This window comes from Ferrovibrio sp., from assembly GCF_019636075.1.
GTDB lineage: Bacteria > Pseudomonadota > Alphaproteobacteria > Ferrovibrionales > Ferrovibrionaceae > Ferrovibrio.
Genome location: NZ_JAHBYG010000009.1, coordinates 14,393 through 30,435, shown reverse-complemented (window position 1 = coordinate 30,435; position 16,043 = coordinate 14,393). Strand labels below are relative to the sequence as shown.

The window sequence follows — 16,043 nt, the reverse complement described above, 5'->3', positions numbered from 1 at the left end:
CCTATTGTGCAAAGTCGCTTGCTCTACCAACTGAGCTACGGACCCACACCTAACTTGCTACCGTGGTGCTACCGCACCGTACTTTGCCTTCGCAACCCCTTGGAAAACCTAGCTGGACTTTTGATTAAAAGTCGCTTGCTCTACCAGCTGAGCTACGGGCTCCCAAGAGGTGGCGGACCATATTCCGGGGGCGGGATGGCGTCAACCTTTGCCGGAAAATTCTGCCAACATATTGAGGGCACAAAAGAAAACGACGGCCACAAGGACCGTCGTTTCTGGCATAGACACAAAAGGGTTCAGGCTTAGCCAAACAGGCTGAGCAAGCTGTTCGGCCGCTGGTTGGCGATCGACAGCGCCTGCGTACCGAGCTGCTGGCGAACCTGCAGCGATTGCAGGGCAGCGGATTCGGAAGCCACGTCGGCATCCACCAGGGCGCCAAGGCCGGTCTTGGTGGCGTCCACCAGGTCGTTCACGAACTTGTTCTGCAGCTGCAGCGAACGGCTCTGGGCGGCAACCTGGGCCGAAATCGAGTTCACGAGGTTCTCGAAGGTGGTCAGGTCGGCCATTGCGGTGCTGTAGTCGCTGGCGGCGCTGAAGTTGCCGATGGCATCGGATACCGCGGTGACCGCAGTGGCCATGTTGGTGCCGGTCTGCAGGGTCAGCGAAGCGCCCGACACGTCCGACACGAAGGAAATCGTGGCGGCCGAGTTCAGCAGGTTCTTGCCGTTATAGGTGGCCTGATTGATGAAGTTGGTGATCTGGCCAACCAGCTGATAGGCATCGTTCTGGTAGGTGATGCGCTGCTGCGAGGTCAGCGAGCCGTCGGCCAGATTGGCGAATTTCGCCTTCAGGTCGCCCACAAGATTGGAGATGCCGGTCAACGCGGCGGCGGAAACCTGGCCCAGACCTTCGCCGGCAGCTAGCGAGGACTGTACCGAAGCGAAAGCCTTGATATTGCCGCGGATACCCTGGGCAACAGCGAATACGGCGGCGTCGTCGGCGGCATCTGCCACGCGATAGCCGGTCTGAATCCGCTTCGAAACCTTGTCCAGGTCCGAATTGGTGGTTCGCAGCGAGGACAGCGCAACAAGTGCGCCAACGTTTGTGTTAACTGAATTCGACATGGTCAAGTTCCTTTCTGGGCCTATGCCAACGCCTTACATCTAAGGCCACACTGTTAACACTTCCTAAAATCGACCGCTTTGGTTGAAAATTATTTTCCCCAGATTTCCGCCAATGTCAAACTCTTGGTAGAATACGAATCGATCTTAATTCCTCGAGGATAGCAGTATTTACAGCATAGCGCGTCTGGAAATACTGCCGACTGGGGGCCCAATACCGCACGCCTACAACCAAATCGAAGGCGGTGAATTCGTGGATGCCGATTTGCGGTACCGGCCCGGTCATCACGCCCTCGAAGCCGGACAGGGCTTTTTTGATGGCCGCGAAGGCGGCGGCATGGTCTACGGTCTGTTCCAGCGTCACCCGGGTTTCCACCACCCTGTGGCTGCGGGAATTCACGATGATCTCGCCATTGATGGATTTATTGGGAACCGTGATTTCCTCGCCATCCTCGTTGCGCAGGCGGGTGGCCGCCAGGGTGATATCCTCCACCACGCCGCTCACATGCTTCACCTCGATCGTATCGCCCACCACGAAGGGGCGGCTGAGAATGATGGCAAGCCCGGCGCCGTAATTCGATAGCGGCCCCTGGATGGCCAGGGTTGCGCCGAAGGCACTGGCGCCGGCGAGCGCGATCAGCGGTGCGATGGAGATTCCGAAATTGCCCAGGGTGATCAGAATCACGGCGGTCAGCACGATGATCTTCACCACATTGCCGAAGAAGCGCGCCAGCGTGACATCCAGCTTCTTGCGCTCGGCCAATAAGGTGGTGCGCATGCCCAGCCAAAGCGCCAGCTTGAGGCCGATGACAAACACCACCAGGGCGCCAAGAAGTTGCAGGCCGTAGCGCACCGCAAAATCCAGGCCCAGTTCGATCAGCTTGTTCAGTGAGTTGAAATCCTGCTGCATGCCATGCCCCAAAATGCCGACGCTATTTTGCCATTACTTTTCTAGTCTGCCCGTCAGGCCGCGTACCCATCTCGTATAGCCGCAGGGCCAGGCTGCCGCCTTCTATATAGGATTGCGGCCGGTCCGCGCCGTTGTGGTTCAACCAATCATAGAAGAAAACATGCTGCCGGCCTAAGCGCTTTTCCTGCGCCGCATGCACGGCAATCTGCGGCCAGTTGCGCGCCAGCAGCGGCACCAGCCGTTCAGCGCATTCAAAAGTGATGCGTATGCCGCGCGCCAGCAGGGCGGGCAGCGCGGTGGCAAAGCGGATCTGGTCGCCGATGCCCTGTTCGGCGCAGACCAGCAGATGCCCGCCCGTGCCTGCCATGGCGCCGCCATCCAGGGGCTCGCCCTGCCAGCGCGGCAGGTTCAGGCGCCGCTCTATATGCAGGCTGTCTTCGGGCCAGAGCCGGGCTTCGTAATCCAACAGACCCTGGTGCCAGGCGGTCGGGTCACCGGGCCCCAGGCTGAGCAGGATGGTGGCCCGGGCCATCACGGTTGTGCGGTTGTTGGGTTCCAGGGCCACGGCTTGGTCCAGCCAGCCGCGCGCGGTCTGCAATTTGCCGCAGCGATAGGCGGCCTCGGCGGCAGCGGTGAGAATCTCCGGCCGCGCAGGTTCTTGTCGCCCAGGTTCATGCCGTAACGCGGCCTCGAACCGCTCCAACGCCTCGGCCGGTCGTTGCAGCAGCAGCAGGCAATCGCCCTGGCGGAAAGCGGCATTGGGCAGGCTTTGCGCCTGTGTCTGGCTTAAACCCAGGGCTTCTTCGGCGCGGCCGAGGCGGGCCATGGCGGCCAGCCGTTGATCCTGTAGCATGGCATCCTGGCCAACCAGGGCCAGGGCGGCTTCGGCATGGGCCAGGGCTTTGCCATGTTCCCCCAGCCGGCTGCGCAGCATCACCAGGCTGCGCAAAATCCCGGGATGATTGGGCATGGCAGCCAGGGCCGCCTCGAAGCCATCGGCGGCGGCGGCGAAATCCTGCGCCTGCAGGGCAGCCATGGCTGTCTGAAGCATCTGCGCCTGCTGTAGCGGCTGCTGGCTCATCTGATTAAACTGCCGGCATGACAGAGTCCCACATCGCCGGGTCCCACATCGCCGGGCCCCACATCGCCGGGTCCCAACCGATTTTGCGGCCCGATCCCGCCCGGGTGGCCGCTGCCCAAACCCGGCTGGCAGGGCGCCGGGCTGCGCTTGGCCTGTCGGCGGATGCCAAGGCGATAGGGCTGTCCTGGCGGAGCGGCAATGCCGCTTTCGGCGTGCATAAATCGGCTCCTCTGGCGGCTTGGGCGCCGATCCTGCGGCAGCCCGGGCTGGTTTTCGTATCGGTGCAATACGGCGATAGCACTGCCGAACTGGCCAGCCTGGAGACTGAAACGGGCCACCGGATTTGGCAAGATGCCGCGGTGGATCCATTGCGCGACATGGAAGCGGCGGCGGCGCAATTCGCCACGCTGGACCTGGTGATCACGGTCAGCAATACCGCGGTGCATCTTGCAGGGGGCCTGGGAATACCTACATGGTTGCTGTTGCCCAGCCCCGGTCAGGGCCTGCTCTGGTATTGGGGCGTGGCGGGGGAAACAGTGCCGTTCTACCCCTCGCTGCGCTGCTTCCGGCAGGAGAAACCCGGGGATTGGCAGGGACCAATTGCCGCAGCCGCTGCCAATCTGGCCGGTTTCATGCGATAATACGTCCTAATCCATGATCGCGCCGAAGGAGCGCTCGATGAGCAAGTTTTACGTCGAAGGCGGCATTTTCAAGGATCTGGCCGATCCGGCGCCGCAGCCCGGCACCGAAGAGAAATACGGCCCGTTCGATACCGAGGCAGAGGCCGACAAGGTCTGGCGTGCCCGCATGTCAGACAAGATCGACATCTGCAACCACCGCCTGCAGGTATTCGCCCGGGAGGCTTAAATCCAGGCCGGGCTCGGCATCTGGATGGGCGTTAATCGCTTGCTAACCGGTTCGGGGCTCACAATAGTGTTTCTGACGGGCGAATCGCAGATTCGCACTTTACGGATGCACTGCCATGATCGATCCTTTCACGGCCGGCCGCATGATCGCCAATCGGGGCGAGCTGAAGCGGCGCGCGGTGAATTTCCGGCGCGGGCAGGAATTGCGTCTGACCCCGGAACTGCGTGGCAAGATCGAGCAGGTGATCGTGAATAGCCAGAGCGAATTCGAAGCTGCCGCCGTGCAGGCGCTGGGCAATATGCGCGATGCATGGAATTCCGCTGCCTTCAACCAGGTCGGCCGCGCCAACTATTATGAATGGATCCGCGACCTGGCGCTTGAGATGAAGGGCCAGGGCGGGCTGTTCAACTATCCTCTGCTCACGCTGTATGCCGATGTGCTGAAGCAACTGACCGAAGGCCTGGGCGAACCCAGCCCGCGTCTGCATCGTATCATCGGCCTGAATATCGATGCCATCGGCGTGGTGATCACCAACCGCCTGTCGGGCCCCGGCGGTGTGCTGGAGCGTAAGGTGGCCGAGGCTTTGCGCGATGCCCATGCGCATTTCCGCCTGGGCAACGGCCCTGCCGGCAATGTGGCCCGCCGGGTGGCGTCTGCCGTGCGCCAGTTGGATGGCGAGGCGCAGAATGTGGGTGGCATGCAGGAAGTGCTGCCGCCGCTATCCGACACCGCGCGCCAATGGCCGCGCAGTGTGCGCCTGCCGCTCAATTAGCCGCCGGCCGGAACCCGCGCCATGGCTGCCGATACCGAAGACGACGAACCGGCCCTCGACTGGAAGCCGCAGAATATCCGGCCGATTGCTGCCGCCGAGGTGATCGCCAAGGCGATCAAGGAAGCCGATACCAGCTATTTCTTCGAGGATTACACCAAGCAGTCGAATGCGGTGATCACGGCCTTGCGCAAGAGCGGCTATGTCATCGTGCCGTATTACCCCACGGTGAGTATGGTGAAGGCGGCGATGGATGAACTGCAATACGGCGCCAACAAATTCACCAATGTGGTGATGCCGATTTATCTGGCGATGATGAAGGCGGCGCCGAAAACGCGCTAGGCACCAGGCTCGGATCCAGGATTTTGTCATGATCATGAGGACCAAGGCGGGAGTGGCGGGATGAGCCGGGAAAAGCTGGTTGCGTTTCTGCGCGCCGCTGGAGCCGACCGCGCCAAAAGCATCCTTTCGCGCCTGCCGCCGCAGGAAGCGCAGGCGATCCGCGAGGCGCTGGAACAGAGCCCCAATGTGCCGGCCGGCATGGTGGATCAAGTGGCCGATGCCGCAGCCACATTCGTGGCGACGGTGAGCCATAAGCGTTGATGCGCCGTTTTGCCCCGGCGCTGGTTCTGCTGATGCTGTGCGGGCCATCCGCACTGATGGCGCAGCAGCAACCGCCGGCCAACACCAATCTGCCGCGTTCCAACCTGCCTCTCGCTGGCGACATGCCGCAGCCCCAGGATTATGAATATATGGGCCCGGCGCGGCGGCCGAAAGCGAAGAAGGTCTGCATGGATGAACGCGAGCAGAAAGCCGAGGCGCTGATCCGCACCGGCATCATCCTTCGCGAGATCGGCCGCGAATGCGCCAAGCGCGGCATCGATTACGAAGTGCTGACGCTCTGGAACAGCTTCGACACTGCCAATGGCGAGCAGATCCAGGCTGCCACCCGACTGCGGCAGAGCGCGCTGGAGCGCAATTACCCCGACCGCCCGCGCATCATGCGCGAATTCGATGATCGCCTGATCGCCTCGCGTGGTCTCGCCCGGCTACCCGAGGAAGAATGCCATACCGCTCGCAGGCTGATGGCGGATTGGACCGATTATAATGGCCTGGTGCGCCATTCCACGCGCACCGAACTGGGGCGTGTGAAGGAATTATTCCCGCGCTGCGCCACCCGCAACGACCGCGGTGATCGCTGACACAGGAAAAATCGGCCACCAACGTGTATGCTGTGGCGAAATATCGTAGTCGGTAAGGTGATGGCCGGTAAGGTTAAGGCCGGCAAGGTGATGGAATGGCTGCCCCGGATTATCTCGACGATCCCGTTCATGCTTCGGCGCCGCTGGAGCAATGGCTGCTGCGTGCCGGCCTGACCGACCGACCGGCGCATGATCTGGTAACTGGTTTTTGCGATAGGTTGCTCGCCGATGGGGTGCCGATCCGGCGGGTTTATGTGGGGCTTGCCACCTTGCACCCGCTGTTGCGAGCCCGCGGCTATACCTGGGCGCGCGGGGCCGGCATGGTGGAAAACATGGCCATGCCGCATCGCGAGCAGGGCGAGGAGGAGGGCTTCAACCAGGCCTGGGATGAAAGCCCATTTCGCCACATGCTGCTCAACGGCTATGAAAGGTTGTCGCGCCCGCTGACCGGGCCCGATGCCGTGCTGGACTTTCCGGTGCTGCGGGAATTCGCCGAACAGGGCCTGACCGACTGGCTGGCCTATGGCTATGGCTTCGGCTGGCAGGTGGATCATATGCCGCTGGAAAACCGCTACAACCAGATCGGCATGATCGCGTCTTTCGCCGCCGATGCGCCGGGCGGCTTCAGCCCGGCTCAGCGCGCGCGGCTGGATCATCTTGCCACCATCCTGGCCTTGGTGATGAAAACATCGGCTCTGGCCATGCTGGCGCGCGACGTAACCACGGCCTATGTAGGGGCCGATGCGGCGAGCCATGTGTTGTCGGGCGAAATCCGTCGCGGCATGGCGCATAAGGTGGAGGCTGCCATCCTTTACGCCGATCTGCGCGGCTTCACGGCGCTGGCTGACAGCATGGCGATGGAGCCGCTGGTGGAGGGCCTGAATCAATATTTCGATTGCCTGGGACCGGCGATATCCGCCGAGGGCGGCCAGGTGCTGAAATTTCTTGGCGATGGCCTGCTGGCCAGCTTTCAGCATGACGGCAAGAGCGATCCTGCGCCGACCTGCGCTGCGGCCCTGCGTGCCGCGCAGGCGGGTTTGGCGGCGGTGGAAGCGCTCAATGCCGGGCGCCGCAGCATGGGCTTGCCTGTGCTGCAATTGGATATCGCCCTGCATCTCGGTACGTTGATGTATGGCAATGTGGGCACGGCTGATCGGCTGGATTTCACTTTGATCGGCCCGGTGGTGAACGAGGCCGCGCGGATCGAGAATCTGTGTTCGATGCTGGATTGCTCGTTGCTGACCTCGGCCAGTTTCGCCATTGCCGCCAACCGGGCCAGCGGCAGGCTGATCTCGCGCGGCCGGCATGCCCTGAGGGGCGTGGCCGAACCGCGCGAGGTATTCGGGCTTTAGGCGGCTGCCCAGAATAGCCGGCTGCTTAGAAGATCGTATAGGCGCCGTCGATCACCAGGCTGTCGCCGGTGTGATAGCTGCTGGCATCGCTCATCAGATAGGTGGCGATGCCGGAGAAATCGTCGCCCTGGCCCCAGCGCCGCGCTGGAATGCGCGGCAGCACCGCGCCGCTGAATTTCTGATCCGCAATGCCATGGGCCGTCATGTCGGTTTCGATCCAGCCAGGCAGGATCGAATTGGCGGTCACCTTGTAGCGCGCCATCTCCACCGCCAGGGCGCGGATCAGCGACAGCATCGCACCCTTGGTGGCGCCATAGGCCGCAGTGCGGGCGGCGCCATGGATGCCCGCCGTGCTGGCAATGCCCACCAGCCGGCCGCCGGCATCGCCCGCCTTGGCGCGTTGCACCATATGGCGGCTGGCGGCGCGCAAGGTATAGAAGGCGCCATCCAGGTTCACATTCATCACCCGGCGCCATTCGGCAGTGGATAATTCATGCAGCGGGGCAGGATTCTGGATCACGCCGGCATTGGCGAAGCAGCCATCCACCCGGCCCAGGGTCGCCACGGCTTCCGCGAAACAGGCATCCACCTGGGCTTCGTCGCTCACATCGCAGCGTTGCACCAGCACCCGCACGCCCAGGGCTTTCAGCCTGGTTTCGGCGGCGGCGTTCTTGGCCGGATTGCTGCCCCAGATCACCAGGTCGCAGCCGGCCTTGGCCAGCCCTTCCGCCATGCCCAGACCGATGCCGCCATTACCGCCGCTGATCAGTGCAACCTTGCCGCTCAAATCGAATGGGCCCGTCACGGTGTTTCCTCCATAGCCTTTGTCGATACTGCTTATAGAAACAAGAAATTAGCATCCCCCGGAATTCCGCGCCATGCATGGCACAGCCCCCTTGCGGCTGCCCGGGCGGGCTGGCATCCTGTTTGCGAGCCCGAGAATACTATAAGTCGATACAAGCCGACGAAGGCAAGAATGACTGCGCTGACCAGCCAGCTAGACCCGCGATCCGCCGCGTTCCAAGCCAATGCCGAGCATATGGCTGCCCTGGTGGATGATCTGAAATCCAAGCTCCGCGTGATCAAACGCGGCGGCGGCGACAAGGCGCGCGAGAAACATCTTGCGCGCGGTAAATTGCTGCCGCGCGACCGCGTGCGCGTGCTGCTCGATCCGGGCAGCCCGTTTCTCGAGTTGAGCCAGTTCGCCGCCTACGACATGTATGGCGGCGATATCGCGGCAGCCGGGGTGATCACCGGCATCGGTCGCGTTGCCGGCCGCGAATGCATGATCGTGTGCAACGATGCCACGGTGAAGGGCGGCACGTATTTTCCCATCACCGTGAAAAAGCATCTGCGCGCGCAGGAAATCGCCCGCGAGAACCGGTTGCCCTGCATCTATCTGGTGGATTCCGGTGGCGCCAACCTGCCCACATGGGATGAGGTGTTTCCCGACAAGGAACATTTCGGCCGCATCTTTTTCAATCAAGCCAACATGTCGGCGGAAGGCATTCCGCAAGTCGCCGTGGTGATGGGTTCCTGCACTGCAGGCGGCGCCTATATGCCGGCGATGTCGGATGAAACCGTGATCGTGCGCAACCAGGGCACCATCTTCTTGGCCGGCCCGCCGCTGGTGAAGGCCGCTATCGGCGAGATCGTTTCGGCGGAAGACCTGGGTGGCGCCGATGTGCATTCGCGCATCTCCGGCGTGACCGATCATTATGCGCTCAACGATTCCCACGCGCTGGGCATTGCGCGCCATATCGTTGGCAACCTCAATGGCGTGAAGCAGCCCACCGGCGATATCCGCGCCCCCAAGCCGCCGCGTTTCGACATGGCGGAACTCTATGGCATCATCCCCAAGGATGGCCGCATTCCCTTCGATGTGCGCGAGATCATCGCCCGCCTGGTGGATGATTCGGAATTCGACGAATTCAAGAAGCTGTACGGCGCAACGTTGGTTTGCGGCTTCGCCCGCATCCATGGCTATCCGGTGGGCATCATCGCCAATAACGGCGTGCTGTTTTCGGAAAGCGCCGTGAAGGGTGCGCATTTCATCGAGTTGTGCTGCCAGCGCAATATTCCGCTGCTGTTCCTGCAGAATATCACCGGCTTCATGGTGGGGCGCAAATACGAGGCCGGCGGCATCGCCAAGGATGGCGCCAAGCTGGTCACCGCCGTGTCCTGCGCCCGCGTGCCGAAATTCACCGTGATCATCGGCGGCTCTTATGGCGCGGGCAATTACGGCATGTGCGGCCGGGCCTATTCGCCGCGCCTGCTGTTCATGTGGCCGAATGCGCGCATCAGCGTGATGGGCGGCGAGCAGGCCGCCAGCGTGCTGGCCACCGTGAAGCGCGATGGCATCGAAGCATCCGGCGGCAGTTGGAGCGCCGAAGAGGAAGCCGCCTTCAAGGATCCGATCCGCGCGCAATATGATCGCCAAGGGCATCCTTATTATGCTTCGGCGCGTTTGTGGGACGATGGCATCATCGACCCATTGGATACCCGCATGGTGCTGGCGCTGGGCCTCAGCGCTGCCCATAACGCCCCCATCGAGCCGACGCGGTTCGGCGTGTTCCGGATGTGAATGCCATGAGCCAGGATATCGTTCTGTTTGATGTCGAACCGCGCGGCGTGGCCCGGGTAACGCTCAATCGCCCCGAGGTGCATAATGCCTTCAACGCCGAGGTGATCGAGCGCCTGGGTGCGATCTGGGATGAAATCGCCGGCCGTCGCGATATCCGTGTGGTGTTGATCAAGGGCAACGGCAAAAGCTTTTCGGCCGGCGGCGATCTGGATTGGATGCGCAAATCCGGGCAGCAGGATCGCGCCGCCAATCTGGCAGAGACCATTGTATTGGCCGGCATGCTGAAGAAGCTGAATGAATTGCCGCAGGCCACTGTTACGCTGGTGCATGGCAATTGCATGGCCGGCGGCACCGGATTGGCCGCCACCAGCGATATCGTGATCGCCTCGGTGGAAACCAAATTCGCGCTCACCGAAGTGCGGCTTGGCCTTACGCCGGCCACGATCTCGCCCTATGTGGTGGCGGCCATCGGGCCACGCCAGGCGCGGCGCTATTTCCTTACGGCCGAACGCTTCGAGGCACCCGATGCGCATCGCATCGGCCTGGTGCATGAACTGGCCAAGGATGCCGAGGAATTGGCCGCCAAGGGCGAGGCAATGGTGCAGGCCTTGCTGCTGGGGGCGCCGGAGGCGATTGCCGAAAGCAAGAAGCTGGTGCGCAACGTGGCGCATGTCACATCGCCCGATGAAGCCTTGATGCGCTATACGGCTGAGAATATTGCCGACCGCCGCGCCAGCGCGGAAGGGCAGGAGGGCCTGGCTGCCTTCTTCGCCAAGCGCAAGCCCAATTGGGTTGGTTGAGGCGACGATGGCGATGTTTCGCAAAATCCTGATTGCCAATCGCGGCGAAATTGCCTGCCGGGTGATCCGCACTGCACGCAGCATGGGCATCGCCACTGTGGCAGTCTATTCCGATGCCGATGCTCAGGCCCGCCATGTTGCCATGGCAGACAGCGCCATCCGCATCGGCCCGGCGCCGGTGTCGGAAAGCTACCTGCGCGCCGATACCATCATCGAGGCCGCCCGAGCCAGCGGCGCGGAAGCCGTGCATCCGGGTTATGGATTCTTGTCTGAGAATGCGGAATTTGCCGAGGCTTTGGCCGCTGCCGGCCTGGTGTTCATCGGCCCGCCGGCATCCGCCATTCGCGCCATGGGCCTGAAAGGTGCCGCCAAAGCGTTGATGGAAAGCGCCAAGGTGCCGGTGGTGCCGGGATATCATGGCGACAACCAGGATGCGGATTTCCTGCTTGGCCAGGCCGAGGCTATCGGCTGGCCGGTGTTGATCAAGGCCGTGGCCGGCGGTGGTGGCAAGGGCATGCGCCGGGTGGACAAGGCTGCGGATTTCGCCGCCGCGTTGGCCGGTGCGCAGCGCGAAGGCGCGGGCTCTTTCGGCAATCCGAAAGTGCTGCTGGAAAAATATTTGGTCAAACCGCGCCATATCGAGATTCAGGTGTTCGCCGATAGCCACGGCAATGCGGTGCATCTTTTCGAGCGCGATTGCAGCGTGCAGCGTCGGCATCAGAAGGTGCTTGAAGAGGCGCCGGCGCCCGACATGCCGCCGGCCATGCGCCAGGCCATGGGCAAGGCTGCGGTGGAGGCTGCCAAGGCGATTGGTTATGTGGGGGCCGGCACGGTGGAATTCATCGCCGATGTGGCCGATGGCCTGCGGCCGGATCGCTTCTATTTCATGGAAATGAACACCCGCCTGCAGGTGGAGCATCCGGTTACCGAGATGATCACCGGCCAGGATCTTGTGGCCTGGCAATTGCGAGTGGCGGCCGGCGAGCCATTGCCCTTGCAGCAAAGCGACCTGCATATCCAAGGCCATGCCATCGAGGCTCGGATATACGCCGAGGACCCGGCCAAGGGTTTTCTGCCCTCCATCGGCAAGCTGCATCAGTTGCGTGCGCCGGCCGAAGGCCCGCATGTGCGGGTGGATACCGGGGTGCGGGAAGGCGACAGCGTTACGCCTTTCTACGATCCGATGATCGCCAAGCTGATCGTGTGGGATGCAGACCGTGCTGCGGCGCTGCGGCAATTGCGCCGAGCTCTGGGGAATTACCGCATCGCCGGCGTTGCCACCAATATCGGCTTTCTGCTGGCCCTGGCCGGGCACGAGGCTTTTGCCGCTGCTGACCTGGATACCGGATTCATCGAGCGCTTTCGCGCCGATCTGCTGCCCGATCGCAAGCCGGCCGATGATCAGGTGATCGCGCTTGCGGCATTGGGCGTCGTGCTGCAACGCCGCCAGGCAGCAACGGATACGGCCCGCAACAGCGCCGACCGTTACTCGCCCTGGGCTTCCGCCGATGGCTGGCGGCTGAACGATACCGGCTTCGACGAATTGCATTTCAAGGATGGCGAGGATGATCGTATCTGCCGGGTGGATTACCTGGCCGGCGGTGCCATCCGGATACATGGCCAGGCAGGCGCCATCGAGGCGCGCGGCGCATTAACCGATGGCAGCCTGGATGCGGTGCTGAATGGCCAGCGTTCGCATGCCGGCTTGGTGCGGCAGGGCAACGACCTGACCATCCTGTGCCCGGGTGCGAGCCATCGCCTGCTGCTGGTTGCTCCGCGCGATGCCGGTGATGAGGATGTGGGCACGGGCGGCGCGCTGGCGGCGCCGATGCCCGGCAAGATCGTGCAGGTGCTGGTGGCCGAGGGTGCAGCCGTGGCCAAGGGCCAGGCGCTGATGGTGCTGGAAGCCATGAAGATGGAGCACACCATCGCTGCTCCCGCGGCAGGCAAGGTGAGCAAACTGCATTACGCTGCCGGCGACCAGGTGGTGGAAGGCGCTACCTTGCTGGCCATCGAGACCGGGGAGTAAACCGCATGAGCCTGCCCAGTCGCATCACGCTTTGGGAAGCCGGCGCACGCGATGGCTTGCAGAACGAGCCCGGTGTGGTGCCCACCGATGTAAAGCTGGAATTGTTGGACCGCCTGGCCGATTGCGGCCTCACCCATATCGAGGCGACCAGTTTCGTATCGCCCAAATGGGTGCCGCAGATGGGCGATGCAGCCGATGTGATGACCAGGCTGAAGCGCGCGCCGGGCGTGACCTATCAGGTATTGACGCCGAACGAGAAGGGCTATGAAGCCGCCCGGCAATATGGTGCGCCGGCGATTGCGGTGTTTGCCGCAGCCAGCGAAAGCTTTTCCAAACGCAACCTGAATTGCACGATCGCCGAAAGCCTGGAGCGGTTCCGCCCGGTGGTGGAGCGCGGCAAGGCCGATGGCAAGCGCGTGCGCGGATTCGTCTCGGTGGCGTTGGGTTGCCCTTTCGAGGGTGAACAAGAGCCCAAACAGGTGGCTTTGCTTTGCAAGCAGATGGCCGATCTGGGCTGCGACGATATCGGTATCGGCGACACGATCGGCGTCGGCACGCCCGGTAAGGTTAAGACCTTGTTGGAGGAAGTGGCCAAGCTTATGCCGCTGAATAGCGTAGGCATGCATTTCCACGATACTTATGGTCAGGCTTTGGCCAATACGCTGGCATCGCTGGAAATGGGCGTTACCGCCCATGATGCATCGGTGGCCGGCCTGGGCGGCTGCCCCTATGCGCCCGGCGCTACCGGCAATCTGGCCACCGAGGATTTGGTCTATATGCTCGACGGCATGGGCATTGAGAGTGGCGTCGACATCAAGAAACTGGTACGCACCGCCTGGTGGATTTCGGAAAAGCTGGGCCGCGAGCCGGTCTCCCGTGTGGCCAAGGCGCTGAAATCCAAGGTGATGTGATTTTCATCGTGGTGGGCGCGTGCCGGTTCATCTGCTCAAACTCGCTGTCGGCGTTGAAAGCGTCGAGGATTTTCGCCAGCGCTTGAAGCAGCGCGCCAAGGATGCGCGCGGCAAAAAGCCCGGCAGTTTCACTCATATCACCCGCCATCGCCCCAAGCGCGATGCCGAGGTGCTGGATGGCGGCTCGCTCTACTGGATCGTGAAAGGTCAGCTATGCGTGCGCACGCGCATTCTGGCGTTGGATGAAGTGAAGCTGGACGATGGCCTGCATTGCGCCATCAAGCTGGAGGCCAAGCTGATTCCGGTGTTGCCGCAGCCGCGCCGTCCGCATCAGGGCTGGCGGTATTTGGAAGCAGAGGATGCGCCGCCGGATGTGGCCCAGGCCGGCGAGGGCACCGCCAAGTTGCCCGACAAGCTGCTGCGCGAATTGCGCGAGGCGGGGCTGCTGTAATGGTCGCGCGTGTCGTTGTCGTCGGCAATGAAAAGGGCGGTTCCGGCAAATCCACCACCTCGATGCATGTGCTGATCGGCCTGCTGCTGGAAGGCGGCCGGGTGGCGGCCATCGACCTGGATGGCCGGCAACGCACGCTCAGCCGCTATCTGGAGAACCGCCGCGATTATATCGCCCGCCATGGTCTGCGCCTGGCGATGCCGGGTTTCGCCACCATCACGCCCAGCGACCTGCCCAGCCGGGATGCGGCCGAAGCCGATGAGGCCGAGCGTTTCCGGGCTGCGCTGGATGGTTTTTTGCCGCATCATGATTTTGTGCTGGTGGATTGCCCAGGTGCCGATACTTATCTGGCGCGGCTGGGCCATTCCTTTGCCGATATTTTAATCACCCCGGTGAATGACAGCTTCATCGACGTGGATCTGCTGGCCCATGTGGACCCGGAAAATCTTAAGGTAATCCGCCCCAGCCGCTATTCGGCCATGGTTTGGGAGCAGCGCAAACAGCGCTTCGCCCGCGACCGGGGGAATATCGACTGGGTGGTGATCCGCAACCGGGTGTCGCATCTCGATGCCCGCAACAAGCGCAATGTCGGCCAGGTGCTGAAAGCCCTGGAAAAACGCGTGGGTTTCCGCTTTCTGCCGGGCTTGAGCGAGCGGGTGATTTTCCGCGAATTGTTCCTTTCGGGGCTCACCCTGCTGGACCTGGACAAGACCGGCAGCGGCTTGTCCATGGCCCAGGCGGCCGCCCGCCAGGAGGTGCGCAATCTGATGCTGGGCCTCAATCTCATTACTGAAAATTGAGCGAAAACCCCGATTGTAAAGAACCGGCCAAATGCCATAAAGTCCGCCTTCAGAAAGCCGGAGGGAGGCCCTGCGGCGGCTATGCCGGTTCTGGCATAAGCCCAACCAGTTGAGGAAAACGTCCATGAAGCAAGTCGCTGTGGCGCTTATCGGCGCCGTTGCGTTGGCGGGTATTGCATCGCCGTTCGCAAAGCCTGTTCAGGCCCAGGATTATCCCAGCAAGCCGATCACCATGATCATTCCGTTCGCCGCCGGTGGCCCCACCGATACGGTGGGTCGCCTGCTGGCCCAGTCGATGGGCAACACCCTCAAGCAGCAGGTGATCGTGGAAAATGTCGGCGGTGCCGGCGGCACTGTGGGCGCGGCGCGCGTGGCGCGTTCGCCCGCTGATGGCTACACCATCTTCCTGCACCATATCGGCCAGGCCACCTCGGCCACCCTGTATCGCAAGTTGCCCTACGACACGATCAATGATTTCGAGGCGGTCGGCCTCGTCACCGACGTGCCGATGACCATTGTGGCCAAGGGCGATCTGGCGCCCAAGGACATGAAGGAACTGATCGCCTATGTGAAGGCGAACAAGGACAAAGTGTCTTATGGCAATGCCGGCGTGGGCGCGGCCTCGCATCTCTGCGGCCTGATGTTCATGAGCGCGCTGCAGACCCAGATGACCGTGGTGTCTTACCGCGGCACCGGCCCGGCGATGAACGACCTGCTGGGCGGCCAGATCGACCTGATGTGCGATCAGACCACCAACACCACCGGCCAGATCAAGGGCGGCAAGATCAAGGCCTATGGTGTTACCACCAAGACCAAGGTGCCTTCTTTGCCCGATCTGCCCACGCTGGATTCCAGCGGCCTGCCGGGCTTCGAGGTTGCCGTGTGGCATGGCGTTTACGCCCCCAAGGGCACGTCCAAGCCGGTGATCGACAAGCTTGCCGGCGCATTGCAGGCGGCTCTCAAGGATCCGGCCGTAGTGACCCGCTTTGCCGAACTGGGCACCGAGCCGGTGTCGCAGGACAAGGCCACCCCGGCGGCGCTGTCTGCCCATCTGAAGGCGGAAATCGCCAAATGGGCCCCGGTGATCAAGGCCGCGGGCGAATACGCCGATTAATCTGACGGCAAAGTTGTGCCGGAATTTGCGCCCGCCTCGCTTGTCGTGGGGC

At 62.6% G+C, this 16,043-nt stretch carries 18 protein-coding genes; 14 read left to right on the top strand and 4 right to left on the bottom strand.

Annotated elements, in window-relative coordinates; all coding sequences use genetic code 11:
• Nucleotides 1-302: 302 nt before the first annotated feature.
• The 3 genes from KF827_RS06075 to KF827_RS06065 all read right to left on the bottom strand — a co-directional run bounded on the left by KF827_RS06075 (nucleotide 303) and on the right by KF827_RS06065 (nucleotide 3,082).
• Nucleotides 303-1,124, bottom strand: a complete 822-nt coding sequence (locus KF827_RS06075; RefSeq protein WP_291001920.1) for a flagellin — start codon at nucleotides 1,122-1,124, stop codon at nucleotides 303-305.
• A 115-nt stretch (nucleotides 1,125-1,239) separates the two neighbouring features.
• A complete protein-coding gene (locus KF827_RS06070) occupies nucleotides 1,240-2,031 on the bottom strand; it encodes a mechanosensitive ion channel family protein (protein WP_291001918.1) in 792 nt (263 codons plus the stop codon).
• Nucleotides 2,032-2,053: 22 nt separating this feature from the next.
• On the bottom strand, nucleotides 2,054-3,082 hold the full coding sequence (locus KF827_RS06065; RefSeq protein ID WP_291001915.1) for a hypothetical protein: 1,029 nt from the start codon (nucleotides 3,080-3,082) through the stop codon (nucleotides 2,054-2,056).
• Between the two features lie 134 nt (nucleotides 3,083-3,216).
• On the opposite strand from KF827_RS06065, the gene KF827_RS06060 reads away from it, so the two are divergent.
• The 7 genes from KF827_RS06060 (at nucleotide 3,217) to KF827_RS06030 (ending at nucleotide 7,302) form a co-directional block, all read left to right on the top strand.
• A complete protein-coding gene (locus tag KF827_RS06060; RefSeq protein ID WP_291001912.1) occupies nucleotides 3,217-3,753 on the top strand; it encodes a hypothetical protein in 537 nt (178 codons plus the stop codon).
• A 37-nt stretch (nucleotides 3,754-3,790) separates the two neighbouring features.
• Entirely contained in the window at nucleotides 3,791-3,979 is a 189-nt protein-coding gene (locus tag KF827_RS06055) for a hypothetical protein (RefSeq protein WP_291001910.1), read from the top strand.
• A gap of 115 nt (nucleotides 3,980-4,094) precedes the next feature.
• Complete coding sequence (locus tag KF827_RS06050; RefSeq protein WP_291001908.1) at nucleotides 4,095-4,751, top strand: hypothetical protein; 657 nt, start codon at nucleotides 4,095-4,097, stop codon at nucleotides 4,749-4,751.
• Nucleotides 4,752-4,772: 21 nt separating this feature from the next.
• On the top strand, nucleotides 4,773-5,090 hold the full coding sequence (locus tag KF827_RS06045) for a hypothetical protein (RefSeq protein WP_291001906.1): 318 nt from the start codon (nucleotides 4,773-4,775) through the stop codon (nucleotides 5,088-5,090).
• 60 nt (nucleotides 5,091-5,150) lie between these two features.
• Nucleotides 5,151-5,351: a hypothetical protein gene (locus KF827_RS06040; protein ID WP_291001902.1), complete on the top strand. Its 201-nt coding sequence runs from the start codon at nucleotides 5,151-5,153 to the stop codon at nucleotides 5,349-5,351.
• A complete protein-coding gene (locus KF827_RS06035; protein WP_291001900.1) occupies nucleotides 5,351-5,950 on the top strand; it encodes a hypothetical protein in 600 nt (199 codons plus the stop codon). Before KF827_RS06040 ends, KF827_RS06035 begins: the two co-directional genes overlap by 1 nt.
• Nucleotides 5,951-6,045: 95 nt before the next feature.
• Complete coding sequence (locus tag KF827_RS06030; RefSeq protein ID WP_291001896.1) at nucleotides 6,046-7,302, top strand: adenylate/guanylate cyclase domain-containing protein; 1,257 nt, start codon at nucleotides 6,046-6,048, stop codon at nucleotides 7,300-7,302.
• A 25-nt stretch (nucleotides 7,303-7,327) separates the two neighbouring features.
• Here KF827_RS06030 and KF827_RS06025 read toward each other — a convergent pair whose 3' ends face one another.
• Complete coding sequence (locus KF827_RS06025; protein ID WP_291001893.1) at nucleotides 7,328-8,107, bottom strand: SDR family NAD(P)-dependent oxidoreductase; 780 nt, start codon at nucleotides 8,105-8,107, stop codon at nucleotides 7,328-7,330.
• A gap of 171 nt (nucleotides 8,108-8,278) precedes the next feature.
• Between KF827_RS06025 and KF827_RS06020 the strand changes: the two genes are divergently transcribed.
• The 7 genes from KF827_RS06020 to KF827_RS05990 all read left to right on the top strand — a co-directional run bounded on the left by KF827_RS06020 (nucleotide 8,279) and on the right by KF827_RS05990 (nucleotide 15,991).
• Complete coding sequence (locus KF827_RS06020) at nucleotides 8,279-9,886, top strand: carboxyl transferase domain-containing protein (protein WP_291001890.1); 1,608 nt, start codon at nucleotides 8,279-8,281, stop codon at nucleotides 9,884-9,886.
• Between the two features lie 5 nt (nucleotides 9,887-9,891).
• Nucleotides 9,892-10,686, top strand: coding sequence for an enoyl-CoA hydratase-related protein (locus tag KF827_RS06015; protein WP_291001887.1), 795 nt, complete (start codon nucleotides 9,892-9,894; stop codon nucleotides 10,684-10,686).
• Between the two features lie 13 nt (nucleotides 10,687-10,699).
• Nucleotides 10,700-12,715 (top strand): acetyl/propionyl/methylcrotonyl-CoA carboxylase subunit alpha, encoded by a 2,016-nt coding sequence (locus tag KF827_RS06010; RefSeq protein ID WP_291001884.1) that lies wholly within the window; start codon nucleotides 10,700-10,702, stop codon nucleotides 12,713-12,715.
• A 5-nt stretch (nucleotides 12,716-12,720) separates the two neighbouring features.
• Nucleotides 12,721-13,626, top strand: a complete 906-nt coding sequence (locus KF827_RS06005) for a hydroxymethylglutaryl-CoA lyase (RefSeq protein ID WP_291001881.1) — start codon at nucleotides 12,721-12,723, stop codon at nucleotides 13,624-13,626.
• A 19-nt stretch (nucleotides 13,627-13,645) separates the two neighbouring features.
• Nucleotides 13,646-14,077, top strand: a complete 432-nt coding sequence (locus tag KF827_RS06000) for a DUF1489 domain-containing protein (RefSeq protein ID WP_291001878.1) — start codon at nucleotides 13,646-13,648, stop codon at nucleotides 14,075-14,077.
• Entirely contained in the window at nucleotides 14,077-14,877 is an 801-nt protein-coding gene (locus tag KF827_RS05995; RefSeq protein WP_291001875.1) for a division plane positioning ATPase MipZ, read from the top strand. Before KF827_RS06000 ends, KF827_RS05995 begins: the two co-directional genes overlap by 1 nt.
• A 124-nt stretch (nucleotides 14,878-15,001) precedes the next feature.
• Complete coding sequence (locus KF827_RS05990; RefSeq protein ID WP_291001872.1) at nucleotides 15,002-15,991, top strand: tripartite tricarboxylate transporter substrate-binding protein; 990 nt, start codon at nucleotides 15,002-15,004, stop codon at nucleotides 15,989-15,991.
• Nucleotides 15,992-16,043: the final 52 nt, after the last annotated feature.

What these genes read in the sequence shown, in the direction of transcription:
- KF827_RS06075 (WP_291001920.1), bottom strand. Translation starts at nt 1,124, where the DNA reads ATGTCGAATTCAGTTAACACAAACGTTGGCGCACTTGTTGCGCTGTCC.
- KF827_RS06070 (WP_291001918.1), bottom strand. Translation starts at nt 2,031, where the DNA reads ATGCAGCAGGATTTCAACTCACTGAACAAGCTGATCGAACTGGGCCTG.
- KF827_RS06065 (WP_291001915.1), bottom strand. Translation starts at nt 3,082, where the DNA reads ATGCTTCAGACAGCCATGGCTGCCCTGCAGGCGCAGGATTTCGCCGCC.
- KF827_RS06055 (WP_291001910.1), top strand. Translation starts at nt 3,791, where the DNA reads ATGAGCAAGTTTTACGTCGAAGGCGGCATTTTCAAGGATCTGGCCGAT.
- KF827_RS06050 (WP_291001908.1), top strand. Translation starts at nt 4,095, where the DNA reads ATGATCGATCCTTTCACGGCCGGCCGCATGATCGCCAATCGGGGCGAG.
- KF827_RS06045 (WP_291001906.1), top strand. Translation starts at nt 4,773, where the DNA reads ATGGCTGCCGATACCGAAGACGACGAACCGGCCCTCGACTGGAAGCCG.
- KF827_RS06040 (WP_291001902.1), top strand. Translation starts at nt 5,151, where the DNA reads ATGAGCCGGGAAAAGCTGGTTGCGTTTCTGCGCGCCGCTGGAGCCGAC.
- KF827_RS06035 (WP_291001900.1), top strand. Translation starts at nt 5,351, where the DNA reads ATGCGCCGTTTTGCCCCGGCGCTGGTTCTGCTGATGCTGTGCGGGCCA.
- KF827_RS06030 (WP_291001896.1), top strand. Translation starts at nt 6,046, where the DNA reads ATGGCTGCCCCGGATTATCTCGACGATCCCGTTCATGCTTCGGCGCCG.
- KF827_RS06020 (WP_291001890.1), top strand. Translation starts at nt 8,279, where the DNA reads ATGACTGCGCTGACCAGCCAGCTAGACCCGCGATCCGCCGCGTTCCAA.
- KF827_RS06015 (WP_291001887.1), top strand. Translation starts at nt 9,892, where the DNA reads ATGAGCCAGGATATCGTTCTGTTTGATGTCGAACCGCGCGGCGTGGCC.
- KF827_RS06010 (WP_291001884.1), top strand. Translation starts at nt 10,700, where the DNA reads ATGTTTCGCAAAATCCTGATTGCCAATCGCGGCGAAATTGCCTGCCGG.
- KF827_RS06005 (WP_291001881.1), top strand. Translation starts at nt 12,721, where the DNA reads ATGAGCCTGCCCAGTCGCATCACGCTTTGGGAAGCCGGCGCACGCGAT.
- KF827_RS05995 (WP_291001875.1), top strand. Translation starts at nt 14,077, where the DNA reads ATGGTCGCGCGTGTCGTTGTCGTCGGCAATGAAAAGGGCGGTTCCGGC.
- KF827_RS05990 (WP_291001872.1), top strand. Translation starts at nt 15,002, where the DNA reads ATGAAGCAAGTCGCTGTGGCGCTTATCGGCGCCGTTGCGTTGGCGGGT.